Origin of the sequence: Actinokineospora pegani (assembly GCF_009745975.1) — a bacterium.
Taxonomy (GTDB): domain Bacteria; phylum Actinomycetota; class Actinomycetes; order Mycobacteriales; family Pseudonocardiaceae; genus Actinokineospora; species Actinokineospora pegani.
The window spans coordinates 1-15,576 of the sequence record NZ_WHOL01000122.1 but is presented as its reverse complement, the minus strand read 5'-3'; the positions used below and the strand labels follow the sequence as shown (position 1 = coordinate 15,576).

Below are 15,576 nucleotides of genomic sequence, written 5' to 3'. Positions count from 1 at the left end.
GGGTTCGGGGCTGGTGGTGGGCCCCGGGCGGGCGGTGGCGGGTTCGGTCCCGGGGGCAGTGGTCAGGGCTTGGGCGCCGGTGGCGCCGCGGGAGCTGAGGAGCAGGGGCGGGGGCGTGCTGGTGCGGGGATGGCTGGTGCCGGTGCGGGGGCTGCCGACGCCGGTCGCGGGCGGGGTGGCGCGCCGATGGGGGGCGGCGGGGGCGGAGGCGGAGGCCGTGGCGGGGAGGACTTGGAGCACCAGCGGGCGTCGTTCCTCGTTGAGGATGACGCGGATGAGTTGTTCGGGACCGATGAGGTGACCGCGCCGCCGGTGATCGGGGGGTAGATCAGCGGGGGGCGTGGGCTGGGCGGGGGCGGAGGGTGATCTCCGGGGCGTCCTTGACGCTGACCACGCGCAGGCGGCGGGTGGTGGTGATGTCTATGGGGGCCAGCAGGGCGGTGAAGCGGGAGACGACCAGTTCGGAGAGGATCGCGACGGCTGCGGCGGTGGCGTTGGTGAGGGCGGAGAGGACCACGCCGTCGGCTTCGGCTTGGGCGCCGGTGCGGAAGCGCCAGATGGTGGTCAGGGTGAACAGGATGGCGCCGAGGGCCCAGGTGGCCCACCACCAGCGGACCAGGGGGGTCGGGGTGGGGCGCTTGCCCGGGTCGCGGCGGAGGATGGCGTGTTCCAGCTCGGCGACGATCGAGCCGGGGACGACCAGGTTGACCAGGGGGGCGATCAGGGACGGCAGCACGACCCAGTCCGGTCGCGGGGGGTCGTAGCCCGCGACGTCCGCTGCGACGACGCGGGCGGTGAGCAGCCACCACACCGCTGTCACGACGGCGGGCAAGCCCGTGACGAGGGTCAGGACGCCCGCGGTGACGACCAGGCTGTCGGACAGGTCCACCGTGCCGCGCGACAGGGCGCCGTCGCTGCTGAGCAGGAGCAGGGCGTAGCGCCAGCCCTCGGCCAGGGTGGCGACGGCGGCGACGGCGGCGAGCAGCCACAGGGCGGTGGACGCCGTCTTGGCCCGGCGGCGCAGGCGGTCGACCGGGGACAGCAGCGGCTCGTCGATGCCCGCGACCGCCTTGGGCCAGCGCCAGGCCAGGGTCGGGAAGCCCCACCTCGGCGGCGTCCGGTAGGCGGGCGGGCCCAGGTACGGGCCAGGGGGAGCCAGCGGCCGGGGCGGCTCGCTGCCGGGCGGCGGGGTCGCCACCCAGCGCAAACGCGGCTGCGGGGGGCGCACGGTCAGATGACCGTCGGGGTGTCTGCGACGTCGCTGACGACGGGGCGGCCCTGGGCGGACCAGTCCTGCATACCGCCCTCGACGTTGGTCGCCTCCCAGCCGTTGGCGTTGAGGTAGGCGGTGACGCGGGCGCTGCGGCCGCCCACGCGGCAGATGACCAGGTACCTGGACTCGTCGAGGTCGTCGAGGCGGCCCGCCAGCTCGCTCATCGGGATGTGCACGGCGGCCGGGGCGTGGCCCGCGTCCCACTCGTCCTGCTCCCGCACGTCGAGCAGGACGGTGCCCTCGGGCAGGTCGGCCGGGATGTCGGCGACGGTGGTGCTGGGCACCTGCTGCGGCATCATCACCGGTCAATGCTGCCACGGGTGGCCGTTGCCTGCGGGTGAAGCTCAGCGCCGGTGGCGGCCGTTGGCCAGCTTCGAGCGCTCCTCGGCGGTGCCGAACCGGGCTATGTCGCGGTCGCGGATGAAGCCGAGGCGGTCGGGGGCGTGCATGCGCATCCGGATGCGGTTGGTCTCCTGCGGGACCTTGCCCGAGGTCGCCTTGCTGAGCAGGTAGACGGTCAGGAACGCGATCGGGACGGTCACCAGCGCCGGTTGCAGCAGGAACTCCGGCGCCCAGTCGCCGGTCAGGCCGCTGATGATGCTGATCAGCAGCGACAGCAGCACCAGCCCGCCGCCGACGCACATGCCGGTGGCCGCGCCGACCCAGGTGATCCGCGGCCACCAGATGCCCAGCAGCAGCACCGGGCAGAACGTCGAGGCCGCCAGCGCGAACGACAGCCCGACGCTCAGCGACACGTCGCCGGTCGGGAACAGCAGCGCCAGCGCCAGCGGCACCACGCCAGCGATCACCGTCGCCCAGCGGAAGTCGCGCACCCGCCCGCGCCCGCCGCCCGCGGTCGACAGCACGCCCGCCACGCTCACCACCAGCCCGGACGACGCCGACAGGAACGCCGCGAACGCCCCGGCGGCCGTCACCGCGCCGAGGACCTGCCCGAGGACCCCGGGGGCGATCTTGCCGGGCAGCAGCAGCACCGCCGCGTCCGTCGTCCCGGTCACCAGCAGCTCCGGGGTGTAGATGCGGGAGAGCGCGCCCAGCACGACCGGGAACAGGTAGAACAGGCTCAGCAGCATCAGCACGTGCAGGGTCGTGCGGCGCGCGGCCCGGCCGTCCGGGTTGGTGTAGAAGCGGTTGAGCACGTGCGGCAGGCCCATGGTGCCCAGGAACGTCGCGAAGATCAGCGAGTACGTCGTCAGCAGGTCGCCCACCCCGGACACCGGCCGCAGCCACGTCGCGTTGTCCGCGGGCGCCCCGCTCACCACCGGCACCGGCGCCCCCTCGGCGAAGCGGAGCCGCGCGCCCGCGCCGACGGTGTGCTCACCCGGGCCCCAGTAGACGCTCCCGCGCGCGCGCGACCCGTCGACGACGCCGTCGCCCTCCACCCACAGCGGCAGCCCCTCGCGGACCTGGAGCACAACGTCGGTGGCGACCTCGACGGTGGTCTCGGTGGTGAACCGGGGCGCCATCGGCTGCGACAGCCCGGTGCCGCCGATGCCGTCCACCCCGCCCTCCCCGAGGAACAGCGCGCACAGCACGAAGGTCGGCGCGGCGATCGCGAACAGCTTGAGCCAGTACTGGAACGCCTGCACGACCGTGATCGCCCGCATGCCGCCGCCGAGGACGTTGACCACGACCAGCGCCGCGACCAGCACGGCCCCCGCCCACAGCGGCACGCCGGGCACGATCTGGCTCAGCGTCAGCCCGGCGCCCTGGAGCTGCGGGACCAGGTAGAGCATGCCGATGAACACCACGAACACCGTCGAGAGCCCGCGCAGTTGCCGAGACCCCAGCCGCGCCTCGGCGAAGTCGGGCAGCGAGTAGGCCCCGGACCGGCGCAGCGGCGCGGCCACGAACAGCATCAGCGCCAGGTACCCCGCGGTGAAGCCGATCGGGTACCACAGCGCGTCGGCCCCGTCCTTGAGCACGAGCCCGGCCACGCCGAGGAACGACGCGGCCGACAGGTACTCGCCGGACACCGCCGCGGCGTTGCGCCGCGAGCGGACCGTGCGGCGGGCGGTGAGGAAGTCCTGGGTGGTGCTGGCCAGCCGTGAGCTGCGGAAACCGATGGTGAAGGTGGCCAGGCAGACCAGCAGGATGCAGGCGACCGCCCAGAGGTTCAGTTCCACGGCTCCTGGATCCCCGCCCCGTCGTGTCCGCTGTCTAAGCCGTGCAGGTCACTTCTCGACCATGTCGACGAAGTCGCGCTCTTGGCGCTCGGCCAGCACGTTGTACCAATACGCCAGCCCGAACAACAGGGGGAAGGGCACGATCCCGAGCAGCAGCCACGGCAGCGCGACCCCGACGACGGACACCTCGGACAGGCCGGGCGCGAAGAAGAACACCAGCGGCAGCGCCCCCAGGGTGGAGATCACCACCAGGGCGAGCCGGACCGCGGTCCAGAACTGGGTGCGGATGAAGCCGCGCACGACCTCCTCGGCCCAGCTCGTCTGCTCCTCCAGCTCGAGCACCGTGCGCAGCACGGTGACCGGGGCGCGCGAGTCCGCGAGGACCACCCGCTTGCGCCGGGGCGGGCGCGACGGCTTGGCCTGCTGCTCGGCGGCCGGGGTGCCCGCTGGCTCGTCGCTCACGTCACGAACCACCGCCGCGGACCAGCTTGTCCTTGAGCTCGCGGGTGTGCCTGCGGCTGACCGGCAGCACCTTCTCCTCGTGGCCGATGACCACGGAGTACCCGGACCCGCCCATGCGCAGCTCGGTGATCAGCGACAGCGGCACCAGGTAGGAGCGGTGGATGCGCACGAACCCGGCCTTCTCCCAGCGCTCCTCGAGCTGGGCGAGCGGGATGCGCACCAGGTGCGAGCCGTCGGTGGTGTAGAGGCGGGCGTAGTCGCCCTGGGCCTCGACCCAGCGCACGGCCGCGCGCGAGACCAGCTTGGTGGTGCCCGCCAGCTCGACCGGGATGACCTCGTCGTCGCGCTGCTCGGGCACCGCGGCCGCCGCGCCGCCCGCGTTCTGGCTGATCTTTTCCAGGACGCGCTCGATCGCCTTGTCCATCCGGGGCTGCTTGGCGGGCTTGAGGATGTAGTCCACGGCGCCGAGGTCGAACGCGGCGACGGCCTCGTGGCTGTGCGCGGTGACGAAGACCAGCACCGGGGCAGGCTTGAACCCGGCCAGCACCTTGGCCAGCTCCATCCCGGTCAGGCCGGGCATGTCCAGGTCGGCGAACACGGCGTCGACGACGGGCATGCCCGCCTCCTTGCGCGCGGCCAGCTCCTCGTCGTCCCCGGCCATCACGAGCAGCGCCTCGTTGGCGTTGGAGGCCCCGAGCACGCGCCGCACGTGCCGGTTGTCGTCCAGCAGCGCGACGAGCTCGTCAATGCCCGCTTGCTCGTCGTCGACGGCGAGGACGACGAGCCCGGGTGTGTTAGTGGCAGTACTCACGGTGAGCGCAATCTTGCCCCGCGCCTCTCGCGCTGTCCATGCCCTCCCCCAGTGTCACCCATTCGAGGGGCAGTGTCACAGTCCGAAGCGAGACCACGTGGCCCGCGCCTCGATCGCGTCCAACGCGCCGAGCACCCGGTCCCCAGCCCGGATCGGCAGCCGGTCGAGCAACGTCTTCTTGGGCTCGTTCACCACGATCTCGGCGTCGGGGAACCGCTTCCCGATGACCGACCGCACGCTGCCCAGCCCGTCGACCAGGCCCAGCTCGAGCGCCTTGGCGCCGGTCCAGACCTCCCCGGAGAAAAGCTGCTCCGGCGACCCCTTGAGCCGGTCGCCGCGCCGCTCGCGCACCCAGTCGATGAACAGCCCGTGCAACTCGTCCTGCAACCCCCGCAGCCACCGGACGTCCTCTTCCGACTCGGGCTGGAACGGGTCGAGCCGCGCCTTGTTCGCCCCGGCTGCGTAGACCCGCCGCTGCACGCCGAACCGGTCCAGCAGCCCGTCGAGCCCGAAGCTCGACGAGATCACCCCGATCGACCCCACCTGCGAGGTCGCGTGCGCGTAGACCTCATCGCCCGCGCAGGCCAGCCAGTAGCCCCCGGACGCCGCGACGTCCTCGCAGAAGGTCAGGACCGGAACGCCCTTCTCCGCCGCCAGCTCCCTGATCCGCTCCCCCACGAGCGCGGACTGCGTCGGCGCCCCACCGGGCGAGTTGATCACAACGGCGACAGCGACCAGTTCCGGCTTGCCGAACGCCCGCTTGAGCAGCCCCTCGACCGTCGAGACGTTGATGACCCCGCGTCCGATGGGCGCACCAGCGGCGCTGATCACCCCGTGCAGCCGCACGACGGCGACGACCGGGCCCTTGTCCGGCTTGTCCCGCATCTCCGCCAACCGCCCGACCAACTTGCCCGCAGCACCCATGCCCCAACCCTACGGGCAGGTCGGGTGCGCTGCCGTCGCGCCGCTGCGCCTCACGCGGCGGGCGGATCGTGGCGATCTTGGTGTTCCTGGCGGTCCTGGCGGTCTCGGCGGTTCTGCTCCTCGGAGAAGTCCGGCAGGTCCGGGCGGACGCCGGGGAAGAACTTGGGCACGCGCAGGGTGATCTTCATGCCCGCGCCGGGGGCCGTCTCGACCATCAGCGCGTACTCGTCGCCGAAGACCTGGCGCATGCGCTGGTTGATGTTGCCGACGCCGACGTGGCTGCCGGTCTTGTGGGCGTCCCGGAGGTCTTCGAAGAGCCGGTCCGCGTCCATGCCGACACCGTTGTCCTCGACGGTGATGAGGGCTTCCGAGCCGTTGTCGTGGGCGAAGACGCTGACGGTGCCGCCGCCGGGCTTCTTGGCGATGCCGTGGCGGACGGCGTTCTCGACGAGGGGTTGCAGGACGAGGAAGGGGACGACCACCGAGTGGACCTCGGGGGCGACGCGGAGGCGGACGTTGAGGCGTTCGCGGTAGCGGGCGCACTCGATGGTCAGGTAGCGGTCGATGTTGGCCAGCTCGTCGGCGAGGGTGGCGAACAGGCCGGAGGACCGGAACGAGTAGCGGGTGAAGTCGGCGAAGTCCTGGAGCAGCTCGCGGGACTGCTCGGGGTCGGTGCGGATCAGCGACGAGATGGTGTTGAGGGTGTTGTAGATGAAGTGCGGGGAGATCTGGGCGCGCAGGGCGCGGATCTCGGCGCGGGCCAGCGCCTGCTTGGACTCGTCGAGCTTGGCCAGCTCGAGCTGGATGCACAGGAAGCCCGCGAGCTCGTTGGCGGCGCGGATCAAGCGCTTGCTGTCGACCCCGCCGACCAGGATCAGCGTGCCCTCGATCTGGCCGTCGATGACCAGCGGGACGATGACCGCGGTGCGCATCGGGCAGCTCCCCCGGCGGCGGCACTGCAGGTTCTCGTGCTGGATGTGCTCGCGGTGGCCGCGGCGCACGACCTCGATCACGGGGGCCTCGAGGTCCTCGTAGTGCTCGTTGGCCTCGCCCGCCCAGGACAGCAGGGTGCCCTCGCTGTCGGTGATGCCCACGGCCACGCACTTGAGCAGTTGGACCAGCTCGCGCGTGGCCTGGTCGGCGCTGCGCTCGGTCAGCCCGCCGCGCAGCTCCGGGGCCGCCCGCGACAGCCGACCGACGGCGTCGAGGACCGCGTCGTCCACCGATCCCGCCTTGCGCGGGCGGCACAGGGCCACGAACAGCCCCAGCACGAGCAGGGTGGCGACCACGCCGACCACCGCGCGCTCAGTCAGCAGCTGGCCCACGGGCCACCGCCCTCCACCGGATCATGGTCGTCCACGGTACCTACTTGAGGAGTCGGGAGAGACGCCGGTCGGCGAGCGGTTTGCCGCCGGTCTGGCAGGTGGGGCAGTACTGGAAGGCCTTGTCGGCGAACGACACCTCGCGCACCGTGTCCCCGCACACCGGGCACGGTAGACCGGTGCGGGCGTGCACCCGCAGGCCGGAGCGTTTCTCGCCCTTCAACCGCGCCGCCGCCTGCCCCACGGAGCGGTCGACCGCGGAGGTCAGCACCTCGCGCATCGCCGCGTAGAGCCGGTCGACCGCGTCGGCGTCGAGCCGGGCGGGCGTGGCGAACGGGGACAGCCCCGCCACGTGCATGATCTCGTCGGAGTAGGCGTTGCCGATGCCCGCGATCACCCGCTGCCCGGTCAGCACCGTCTTGAGCCGCTCGGTGCGCGCGGCCATGACCTCGCCGAACTCGTCGCGGGTCAGCGCCAGCGCGTCCGGGCCGAGGGTGGCGATCTGCTCGATCGTCGCCGGGTCCTCGACCACCCAGGCGGCCAGGCCCTTCTTCGTGCCCGCCTCGGTGAGGTCGAAGCCAGGCCCCTCGCCCGGCGGGCCCAGGTGCACGCGCAGCGCCAGCGGCCCCTTGCCCGGCTTGGGCGGGGCGGCGGAGAGGGTGTCCGCCCAGCGCAGCCACCCGGCGCGGGCCAGGTGCACGACCAGGTGCAGGCCGTCGCAGTCCAGGTCGAGGTACTTGCCGGTGCGCCCGGCCCCGGTGACCTCGCGGCCGGTGAGCGCCGTCCAGGGCGGGTCGGCGGTCTTGAGCACGCTCATCGACGCGACGTCCACGCGCGCCACAGTCCGCCCCACCGCGTGTTCGCGCAGGTGGTGGGCGAGGGCTTCGACCTCGGGCAGTTCCGGCACGGCACTAGTCTCACCCGGATCGACTCGCCTGTCATGCCCTGGACGTGGTGGAGGGGTCTAGTTGATGGGCTTGAGGACGCCCTCGTAGCTGGGCTGGGAGTCCGCGCCCAGGTTCTTGGCGATCCGACCCAGCTCCCCGCGGGCGGCGAAGTAGCCGCGCACGGTGCCGACCCAGCGCTCCGTCGGCTCGCCGTCGCCGTCGTCACCGGTCTCGGCGATCAGCGTCCACGGCCTGCGCAGCGCCCACCTGGCCGGGAAGAACAGGGCGAGCACCGCGAGCAGCAGCAGCACCCAGCCCGCGGCGACGACGTCCTCCGGCATCCAGGTGATCAGCACGACGCCCAGCAGCGCCACGAGCCCCAGCATCATGATCCCGGGCACGTAGCCCGCGGCCACGTCGTGCTCGAAGTCGTCCTCGGTGGCCGGGGTGCGCCAGGTGAGCGTGCCGCGCACGGTCCACAGCCTGCCGTTCACGTCGCGTACCTGACGTGTCATCTCTCAGCCCTCTCGGCGTAGCGCTGCTGAACGTTGGTCCACCTGTGCGTTAGGCCACCGAGGGACAACGGTACCGGCTCCGCTCTCGGCCCAACGGGTGAAAAGCGCCTCGCTTGGTCATCGCGGACGATTGTCGCACCGGGCGGAAAGTTGATCAACCGCTCGGGGTGCGGGCGCGGCTGGGCCACGTCGGCGGCGCGGGCCGGGTCGCGGGGGCCGACGAGGCCGGCGGCAGCACCGTGGCCTGCGGTTCCAGGTACTGCGCGGTCGTCGTGGCGACCGAGGTCTGGCCCGCGGAGTTGACCAGGGTTGTCGTCATCGTCTCGGACACGACCACTTGGTCGTCGCGCTCCTCGGTGCGCCGTTCGACCGACACCTGCCTGGACACCAGGGGCAGCGACGCGTCGAAGACCTCGACCGGGACGGCGTGGGTGTCGGCGTCGGCGGAACGCCCCTGCCCGGGGGCGTCGGTCGGCCCAGGCGACGGCGGGAGCTGCGCGCGCCCGCTCCGCTCGGTGGTGGGCACCTCGACGTGTGTCCGGGCGGTCCGGCGCGGCTGGCCCGCAGGGGCGATCACGCTGGACGCGGCCGTCTGGACGGGGCTGGCGCTGGTGCCCACCGGGCTCTGCGTCGTCTCGGTGGCCGCCACGATCGGGGCACTGCCGTCGAGGTCGACGTAGGCCTGCGGCTCCGACTGCCCCGCCCACGGCGCCAGCGCCAGCGCGCCGACCGCCGCCGCCGAGCCCGCAGCCGCGACGACCTGGAACTTCGCGCTGGTCAGCACGGCCTTGAGCCCGGCGAGCAGGCTGCCCCCGGCGGCGGTGTGCTGGGCGACGGCCAGCCCGGCGACCGGGACGGCCAGGAAGGCGGCGTGCGCGCGCAGCCCGGAGCAGACCTCCTGCAACTCGGCCTGGGTGTCAGTGCAGTCGGCGCAGGCGGCCAAGTGCGCGCCGACCTTGCGCCGCTCGCTGCCGGTGAGACTGCCCGCGGTGTAGGCGCCCAGCTTCTCCAACACGCCCCGGCAGTTGGTCGCGCCGCGCCCGGCGGCCAGGTGGGCCTGCAGGTAGGCCGCGCGCAGACCCTGCCTGGCGCGCCGGGCCAGCGCGGCGGTGGCGTTGGGGCTCAGGCCGAGGTTGCCCGCGACCACAGCGGGCCGCTCGCCCTCGACCTCGACCTTCCACAGCACGCTGCGCCAGCGCTCGGGCAGGCTGGTGAACGCGCGGGTGATCAGGGTGCGCTCGGTGGAGCGGCCGTTGTCGTCGTGCTCGGGGCCCGCGCGGAAGTCGAGCTCCTCATCGGTGACCGGCACGTCGCGGCGGCGCCCGCTCCACTCCCAGGCAACCCGGCGGACAACGGTGAGGAGGTATCCCCGGACGTTGTCAACGGGCCCCGAACCGCGGCGGATGGCTTGCAGGACCCGGAAGAACGCCTCGGCGGTCAGGTCGTCGGCCTCAGCACGGTCAGTGACCATCCCGAGCGCCAACCGGCGGACGGCGTCGCTGTGGCGGGAGAACAGCTCGCCGAACGCGGCGTCCTCACCAGCCCGCAGCCGTGCGAGCAGGGCACGGTCGTCGCAGGTCGTGGCCTCGTCCGCGGACCCGCTCGAAGCAGGCCGGTGGTCCCCGGTCATCCGGCCCGGCACCTCCTCCTGGCCCCCGTGACAGTGGTGAAGAGATTGCCACATGCCCCCGCCTTCTGGTCGGTATCCGTGAAGAACGTTAACGACGGACCGCTCGTCGCCATAGTCCGTTCAGGTTGAACATCACGAAGAGTCACGACCCGGCCATTCCCAGGGGCCCGCGTTACCGGCGGCAGTCGGCGTGGGATATAGTTGCCGCCGTACCGGGAAACCGGGACACGCGGATGTAGCGCAGCTGGTAGCGCATCACCTTGCCAAGGTGAGGGTCGCGAGTTCGAGTCTCGTCATCCGCTCAGGCAGAAGGCCGGTCACACGACCGGCCTTCTTCTGCGTCCGAGGACTTCTAGGTCTTCGCGCGGCTGAACTGGCCCATCCGCTCGCCCGCCGCGTTGCACTCGACGAGCTGGGCCAGCCTGCGCTCGCGGGTCTCCGGCTTCTTCGCGCTGATGACCCACCAGGTCACCTGCTTGCGGTAGGACGGGGCCTGGGCTGTCCAGAACTCCCACCCCCGCTGGTCAGACCGCAGAACGGCCTCCTGCTCCTGGACGAAGGCGACCTCGGTCTGCTCGTGGCTGTAGATCTCGGAGTTGTCCAGGGTGCGCCGCTCGAAGGCGGCCAGGCCCTCCGGGCGCATCCGGCCCTCGGCGATCAGCTCGGCGACCTTGGCGATGTTGACCGTGCTCCACGTGCTCCTGGCCTTGCGCGGCGTGAACCGGACGCTGTAGCTCGCGTCGTCCACCCGCTTGCGCACCCCGTCGATCCAGCCGACGCACAGCGCCTCGTCGACCGCCTCCGACCAGGTGACGGTCGCGATGCCGGACCCGGCCTTGCCGAAGCCGACGAGCAGCTCGGCCGCCTCGGCGTGGTTGGCGTCGAACCAGGCCCGCAGCTCGTCGGGCGTCGCGAAGAAAGTCGGCTCCACGCAGCGGATGCTAGACGCCGGGCGTGCGGAAGGGGTCGTGCTCGGCCATCAGCCGCTCCATCCTGGCCCGGTCGATCCGCACGCTGACCGCCGCGTCCTCCTGCCGGTCGCGGATGACCTTGGCCAGGGTGAACGCCGAGGTCACCGTGTACAGCGCGCCGACCGCGAGGAACGCCCGCACCCACGGGTCGACGGGTAAGAAGGCGATGCCGACCGTGGTCGTCACCAGGGCGATCGCGAACGACAGCGCTGCCTGCGCGTAGAACGCACCGGTGGTCGGCGAGGACGGGGTCTTGGTCTCGTTGGTCATAGAGAGATGCTGCGCGACCTGCGGCACCGTTGTCTTGAGGTGTTCTACTCAAATACCCGCGCGACAGCGCGCTCCACCTCGACCACGTGCCCGGCGTCGCCCCCGGCCACCCGCCGCACCGCCGCCACGACCCGCCGCGCCGCCGGGGTCGCCGGATCGGGCACCGGCAGCCGCCCCACGTACTGGGTGATCCACCGCCGCCTGCCCGCGTAGAGCCGGTTCCCGCACACGTCGTCGTAGAACCGGGTCCCGAAGCTGGAGTTCGCCACCCCCAGCACCAGGTGCGCCAGGTCGTCGCCCCCCATCTCGGGCACGCTGATCCAGTAGCAGTCCCCGTTGACCACCGCCCCGCTCCGGTCGATCGCGAACCGCGGCTCCGGGCTGATGTCCGGGAACACGATCTTCGGCGCCCGCCACAGCGAAGGCCGCTGCGGCACCCAGATCTCGAACCACTCCCGCCCCGCCTCGGTCAGGTACCGCCTGCCCTCGAGCCGCTCCCGGTGCTCGGCGAGGTAGGCGGCGGCCCGCGGGTAGCGCCCGAGGTCGACCGGCTGCCGGTGCGGCAGGTCGAGGTAGGGGTAGAGCACCCGCGCCCGGGGCGGCCCCGGCGTGGTCCAGGGGCGGAGGTCTTCGTGCGTGAGCAGCGGCCGCAGCAGGTCCGCCTCGGGCACCCGGTGCTCGGGCAGCCCGTCCCAGTGCTCCCCGATGAACACCTGATCAGCCGTCGTCTTGATCCCCACCCGGATCTTCGCCAACTCCCCCACGGTCTTCCACGTCCGCGCCGCCACCCGCACCGCCCGCCGCTCCCGCTCCGGCGTGCTCAACCGCCACGGCTGCTCAGCCGCGTCCCGCGCCAACGTCCCGACCTCGACGGCGAACGTCCGCGCCCCCACGGAGACGGTGCTGGACCTGGGGTTGCCCAACGCCGCGAACAGATCACCCGGCTCTCCCCGGCCCGGAACCTGGTACGCACTGGCGAACCTCGCCGCGCGCCCCTGCGGCCGCCGCGCCGCGATGACGACCGCGGGCAGCACGGCGGCCTCGAAGAGCTTGGTGTCACCCAGGTCGAAGAGCTCGACGACGTCCAAGTGCTCGGTGAGCAGGGCGCGGATGTTGGCACCCGCGCGCGTCGTGAGGAACCTGTTGCTGCACAACAGACCCAGCACTCCCCCGGGTTTCAACAGCCGTGGAGCCATCGCGACGAACGGGTGGGTGAGGTCGATGCGCCCCTTGAGCCCGAACTTGGCCGCCAGCCGGGCGGCGTGCGGACCGCCGAGGACCTGGGTGCGCACGTAGGGCGGGTTGGTGATGATCGCGTCGAAGCCCGCCGGTTCGAGCCGCCCCCCGAGTTCGGTGAAGTCACCGGTCCGAATGTCGGCGTCGGGACCCAGGCGTTGTTGGGCGAGGGCGGCGACCTCGGGGTCCAGCTCGTAGCCGACCAACCGGGCGTTGGTGAGGTCGCGGATGGCCTCGAGCAGTTCTCCGTCGCCGCAGGCCGGGTCGAGCACCATGGGACGGGCGGCGGAGAGCTGGCCAGCCGTCCGCTCGGCGACGAAACGTGCGAGGGCGGAGGGGGTGTAGTGCACCCCAAACCGCTTCCGCCGATCCACCCCGGAATCCTACGAACCCACGCACCACCCCACCGCAGGCGGGCTGGCGCTTGCCGCCCTCGCCCGCTCGCGGTCTCCGACAGCACCTCCCTGCCACGAACTCCGCATGGTCTACAAGTTGGCAGGAGATGAGGTGCGCATCGCCTCCTGCCCGACCACCACGGCAAGTGACCCTCAGCCCTCCCGGACGCCCAAGCCGATCGGGCAGCTCACGCCGGTGCCGCCCATGCCGCAGTAGCCGTTCGGGTTCTTGCCTGCCGAGAGGTACTGCTCGTTCTGGTTCTCCGGATCACACAGACGAAGGCGATTCTTTCCCGGCTTTGGATCTTCCAGCGAAAATGACTCCTGCAGCAGCTTCGTCTCCTCGACATCCCTACGACCAATTTTTGCTTGAAGGCGAGAGTTGACGTTGATACCAGCAGCCCACAAAGCCGCGCCATGATTTCCACTGAGCCAGCGAGGCGATCAGCCTCCCATACCCATGGGCGCAACTCTGAGGCATCCATAACCGACGCATCGTCGAGCTGAAAATTTCTCCGCAGCTCGGCTCCACGCTCGATTTCAAAGATACATCTTCGACCCACCGTCTCGGCTACATTTCGAAGATATTCGCCGAATAGCGCCTCATATATGTGTTTGACGGCATACGCCTGCGTGTCACGCTCATGATTCTTCCCGCGCGCACGCGTCTTCGCGCCCGGAGTGGGCCAACCTTGAGACTGGAGCTTCCGATCCCTCGCTCATTGTCGCAGCGAGGTCATGAACTCCTCCCACAGCGACACAGCTTCTTCGAGTCCGAGCGCTGCCACTTGTTCTGCCGGGATCCCGACCGAGTTGACGAGCCGTTGAGCAAGCCAGTCCGGAACCGGCTCAGGCCGGGATATCACTTCGACCGCCACATCGCCAGCCAACCGGCCCAGTTTGGTGATTACATCTGCCAATCGGAGCATCGCGGGGCTTTGATCGGGGACGGCGGCCACTCTGGCAGCGGCTTCGGCATACACCTCGGAATCGGACCTGACGCCGACGCACCAGACCTCGCAGATCTCGACAGAGCCGGAGTCATCGATGCGATAGACGACACGCCAGTGCTTCCGACCGACCACGAGCTTGCGGAAGCCAGTCAACTGGCCGCCGAGAGGAGGCCCCGCTTCGGGGTTGTCGAAGAGAACCTTGATCTTCTTCAAGACCTTGGGTGCAACATCAGGACCGAGTCGACGCAGGTCATCAATAGCCGCATCAGTGAAGAGGACGTCCCGCATCTGTTGCGTCAGTCGTCCTCGATCGCGGCAAGCGACTCGTGAGTGTGGCCGAACGCGACCAGCACGTCATCGAAGGAGGTTCGCCGTCCGTTGTCTGAGGCCGAGCGCGCGAGGACCAGCGCCAAGTCGCGGAGGTCCTCCGCTGCTGCTTCCATCTCCCCGAGGCGGGTTGCACTCACGACGACTGCCACAGGGCGATGATGGCGGGTGACGAGCAAGTCTTCACCCTGTTCAGCGTCCGCGACGAGACCAGCAACACCGCGCCTGCTGGCCTCGGTAACGCTGATCTCGCGCGGCTGCCTCATGGTGGCCATGCCTTGAATATACAGAAAACTACACAGATTTTCCAGCGTGGAGCCTCAGCCCTCGCGGACCCCGAGGCCGATCGGGCAGGACACGCCGGTGCCGCCAAGACCGCAGTAGCCGTTCGGGTTCTTGCCTGCCGAGAGGTACTGCTGGTGGTAGTCCTCGGCGTAGTAGAAGGGTCCGGCCTCGCCGACCTCGGTGGTGATGTTGCCGTGACCGGAGGACAAGAGGGCCTGTTGGAAGGCGGCCCGGGTGCGCTCGATGCTCTCTCGCTGGGCGTGGTTGGTCCAGTAGACGGCTGAGCGGTACTGGGTGCCCGTGTCGTTGCCTTGGCGCATGCCCTGGGTGGGGTCGTGGCCTTCCCAGAAGGTCTTGAGGAGGGTCTCGTAGCTGACCTGAGAGGGGTCGTAGGCGACGAGCACGGCCTCGGTGTGGCCGGTCAGGCCGGAGCAGACCTCTTCGTAGGTGGGGTTGGGCGTGTAGCCGCCCGCGTAGCCCACGGCGGTGGAGTACACGCCGGGGATGGTCCAGAAGAGGCGTTCGGCGCCCCAGAAGCAGCCGAGGCCGAAGACGGCGGTCTCGATGCCCTCGGGGAACGGGGGCTTGATGCGACGGCCGGTCAGCACGGCGTGCTCGGAGGGCGACGGAATGGGCTGAGCGCGTCCGGCCAGCGCGGCTGCTGGGTCTACCATCTTGGACTTGATCGGTCCGAACAGTGCCATACCTCCACTGTACGGACATCCGAGGTCGTCGGGATGAGCACGATCTCGTCACCGGTTCGCGCATCCGCGGGTGTGGGTGCCCGTGATCCGACAGGATCTCACCGGATGGGCCGGCACGCAGGGGAGAGAGTTCCGATGAGTTGGCAGAGCGAGCTGCGTGACCTGGAGATCAGGCGAGCCGCGGGCGAGATCTCACACGCAGAATTCACCCGTCAGCGTGACGAGATCCTTGCGGAAGCCTCCAGCAAGCCGATCCGCCGCGCGGACGGCGGACCTGGTCGCGCTCCTGCCGCTAACGCTGTCGCTGCTTCGGTGAGCACGCACGAGCCTGCTCGGCCGGCGGCTGGGCCGGTCGGGCCGCAGGGCGTTCCGGCAGGTGGGCAGCAGGGTGGCAGGGCCGGTGAGCCGCAGGTCGGTCCCCAGAGCGGACCGCAGAACGGTCCGGCGGGCGGGCCCCAGTCCGGGCC

At 71.0% G+C, this 15,576-nt stretch carries 16 protein-coding genes, 1 tRNA gene and 1 pseudogene; 1 reads left to right on the top strand and 17 read right to left on the bottom strand.

Annotated features, from left to right (window positions below):
* Positions 1 to 328: 328 nt before the first annotated feature.
* The 10 genes from GCL84_RS30755 to GCL84_RS29555 all read right to left on the bottom strand — a co-directional run bounded on the left by GCL84_RS30755 (position 329) and on the right by GCL84_RS29555 (position 9,968).
* Complete coding sequence (locus GCL84_RS30755; RefSeq protein WP_268891423.1) at positions 329 to 1,228, bottom strand: DUF4328 domain-containing protein; 900 nt, start codon at positions 1,226 to 1,228, stop codon at positions 329 to 331.
* A gap of 2 nt (positions 1,229 to 1,230) precedes the next feature.
* Complete coding sequence (locus GCL84_RS27165) at positions 1,231 to 1,569, bottom strand: rhodanese-like domain-containing protein (protein ID WP_156758503.1); 339 nt, start codon at positions 1,567 to 1,569, stop codon at positions 1,231 to 1,233.
* Positions 1,570 to 1,617: 48 nt separating this feature from the next.
* Positions 1,618 to 3,417 carry a sodium/solute symporter gene (locus tag GCL84_RS27160; RefSeq protein WP_156758418.1) on the bottom strand — a complete coding sequence of 600 codons (1,800 nt, stop codon included), beginning with the start codon at positions 3,415 to 3,417 and terminating at the stop codon, positions 1,618 to 1,620.
* Positions 3,418 to 3,465: 48 nt separating this feature from the next.
* Positions 3,466 to 3,879 carry a hypothetical protein gene (locus tag GCL84_RS27155; RefSeq protein ID WP_156758417.1) on the bottom strand — a complete coding sequence of 138 codons (414 nt, stop codon included), beginning with the start codon at positions 3,877 to 3,879 and terminating at the stop codon, positions 3,466 to 3,468.
* Position 3,880: 1 nt separating this feature from the next.
* A complete protein-coding gene (locus GCL84_RS27150) occupies positions 3,881 to 4,690 on the bottom strand; it encodes a LytR/AlgR family response regulator transcription factor (RefSeq protein WP_156758416.1) in 810 nt (269 codons plus the stop codon).
* A 75-nt stretch (positions 4,691 to 4,765) separates the two neighbouring features.
* A complete protein-coding gene (locus GCL84_RS27145) occupies positions 4,766 to 5,614 on the bottom strand; it encodes a S49 family peptidase (RefSeq protein ID WP_156758415.1) in 849 nt (282 codons plus the stop codon).
* Between the two features lie 50 nt (positions 5,615 to 5,664).
* Complete coding sequence (locus tag GCL84_RS27140; RefSeq protein ID WP_156758414.1) at positions 5,665 to 6,939, bottom strand: histidine kinase; 1,275 nt, start codon at positions 6,937 to 6,939, stop codon at positions 5,665 to 5,667.
* Between the two features lie 40 nt (positions 6,940 to 6,979).
* Positions 6,980 to 7,843: an Fpg/Nei family DNA glycosylase gene (locus tag GCL84_RS27135; protein WP_156758413.1), complete on the bottom strand. Its 864-nt coding sequence runs from the start codon at positions 7,841 to 7,843 to the stop codon at positions 6,980 to 6,982.
* Between the two features lie 57 nt (positions 7,844 to 7,900).
* Positions 7,901 to 8,338: a DUF983 domain-containing protein gene (locus GCL84_RS27130; RefSeq protein ID WP_156758412.1), complete on the bottom strand. Its 438-nt coding sequence runs from the start codon at positions 8,336 to 8,338 to the stop codon at positions 7,901 to 7,903.
* A 154-nt stretch (positions 8,339 to 8,492) separates the two neighbouring features.
* Positions 8,493 to 9,968: a sigma-70 family RNA polymerase sigma factor gene (locus GCL84_RS29555; protein WP_197523536.1), complete on the bottom strand. Its 1,476-nt coding sequence runs from the start codon at positions 9,966 to 9,968 to the stop codon at positions 8,493 to 8,495.
* Positions 9,969 to 10,197: 229 nt separating this feature from the next.
* Here GCL84_RS29555 and GCL84_RS27120 point away from each other — a divergent pair.
* Positions 10,198 to 10,270: transfer RNA gene (locus GCL84_RS27120), tRNA-Gly, on the top strand.
* Between the two features lie 50 nt (positions 10,271 to 10,320).
* On the opposite strand, the gene GCL84_RS27115 is transcribed toward GCL84_RS27120, so the two are convergent.
* From GCL84_RS27115 to msrA, 7 genes and pseudogenes are all read right to left on the bottom strand, one after another.
* On the bottom strand, positions 10,321 to 10,899 hold the full coding sequence (locus GCL84_RS27115; RefSeq protein ID WP_156758411.1) for a YdeI/OmpD-associated family protein: 579 nt from the start codon (positions 10,897 to 10,899) through the stop codon (positions 10,321 to 10,323).
* Positions 10,900 to 10,909: 10 nt separating this feature from the next.
* Complete coding sequence (locus GCL84_RS27110) at positions 10,910 to 11,209, bottom strand: YiaA/YiaB family inner membrane protein (protein ID WP_156758410.1); 300 nt, start codon at positions 11,207 to 11,209, stop codon at positions 10,910 to 10,912.
* Positions 11,210 to 11,253: 44 nt separating this feature from the next.
* Entirely contained in the window at positions 11,254 to 12,819 is a 1,566-nt protein-coding gene (locus GCL84_RS27105) for an Eco57I restriction-modification methylase domain-containing protein (protein ID WP_207710103.1), read from the bottom strand.
* A 174-nt stretch (positions 12,820 to 12,993) separates the two neighbouring features.
* Positions 12,994 to 13,104 (bottom strand): annotated as a pseudogene (locus tag GCL84_RS27100) (peptide-methionine (S)-S-oxide reductase MsrA); the annotation flags it as partial.
* 455 nt (positions 13,105 to 13,559) lie between these two features.
* Complete coding sequence (locus GCL84_RS27095; RefSeq protein ID WP_156758409.1) at positions 13,560 to 14,081, bottom strand: type II toxin-antitoxin system RelE family toxin; 522 nt, start codon at positions 14,079 to 14,081, stop codon at positions 13,560 to 13,562.
* A gap of 8 nt (positions 14,082 to 14,089) precedes the next feature.
* Positions 14,090 to 14,395, bottom strand: a complete 306-nt coding sequence (locus GCL84_RS27090) for a type II toxin-antitoxin system Phd/YefM family antitoxin (protein ID WP_156758408.1) — start codon at positions 14,393 to 14,395, stop codon at positions 14,090 to 14,092.
* 45 nt (positions 14,396 to 14,440) lie between these two features.
* Positions 14,441 to 15,109 carry a peptide-methionine (S)-S-oxide reductase MsrA gene (msrA, locus tag GCL84_RS27085; protein ID WP_156758407.1) on the bottom strand — a complete coding sequence of 223 codons (669 nt, stop codon included), beginning with the start codon at positions 15,107 to 15,109 and terminating at the stop codon, positions 14,441 to 14,443.
* Between the last annotated feature and the right edge of the window lie 467 nt (positions 15,110 to 15,576).

What these genes read in the sequence shown, in the direction of transcription:
- GCL84_RS27130 (WP_156758412.1), bottom strand. Translation starts at nt 8,338, where the DNA reads ATGACACGTCAGGTACGCGACGTGAACGGCAGGCTGTGGACCGTGCGC.
- GCL84_RS29555 (WP_197523536.1), bottom strand. Translation starts at nt 9,968, where the DNA reads ATGACCGGGGACCACCGGCCTGCTTCGAGCGGGTCCGCGGACGAGGCC.
- GCL84_RS27095 (WP_156758409.1), bottom strand. Translation starts at nt 14,081, where the DNA reads ATGCGGGACGTCCTCTTCACTGATGCGGCTATTGATGACCTGCGTCGA.
- GCL84_RS27165 (WP_156758503.1), bottom strand. Translation starts at nt 1,569, where the DNA reads ATGCCGCAGCAGGTGCCCAGCACCACCGTCGCCGACATCCCGGCCGAC.
- GCL84_RS27090 (WP_156758408.1), bottom strand. Translation starts at nt 14,395, where the DNA reads ATGGCCACCATGAGGCAGCCGCGCGAGATCAGCGTTACCGAGGCCAGC.
- GCL84_RS27145 (WP_156758415.1), bottom strand. Translation starts at nt 5,614, where the DNA reads ATGGGTGCTGCGGGCAAGTTGGTCGGGCGGTTGGCGGAGATGCGGGAC.
- GCL84_RS27110 (WP_156758410.1), bottom strand. Translation starts at nt 11,209, where the DNA reads ATGACCAACGAGACCAAGACCCCGTCCTCGCCGACCACCGGTGCGTTC.
- msrA (WP_156758407.1), bottom strand. Translation starts at nt 15,109, where the DNA reads ATGGCACTGTTCGGACCGATCAAGTCCAAGATGGTAGACCCAGCAGCC.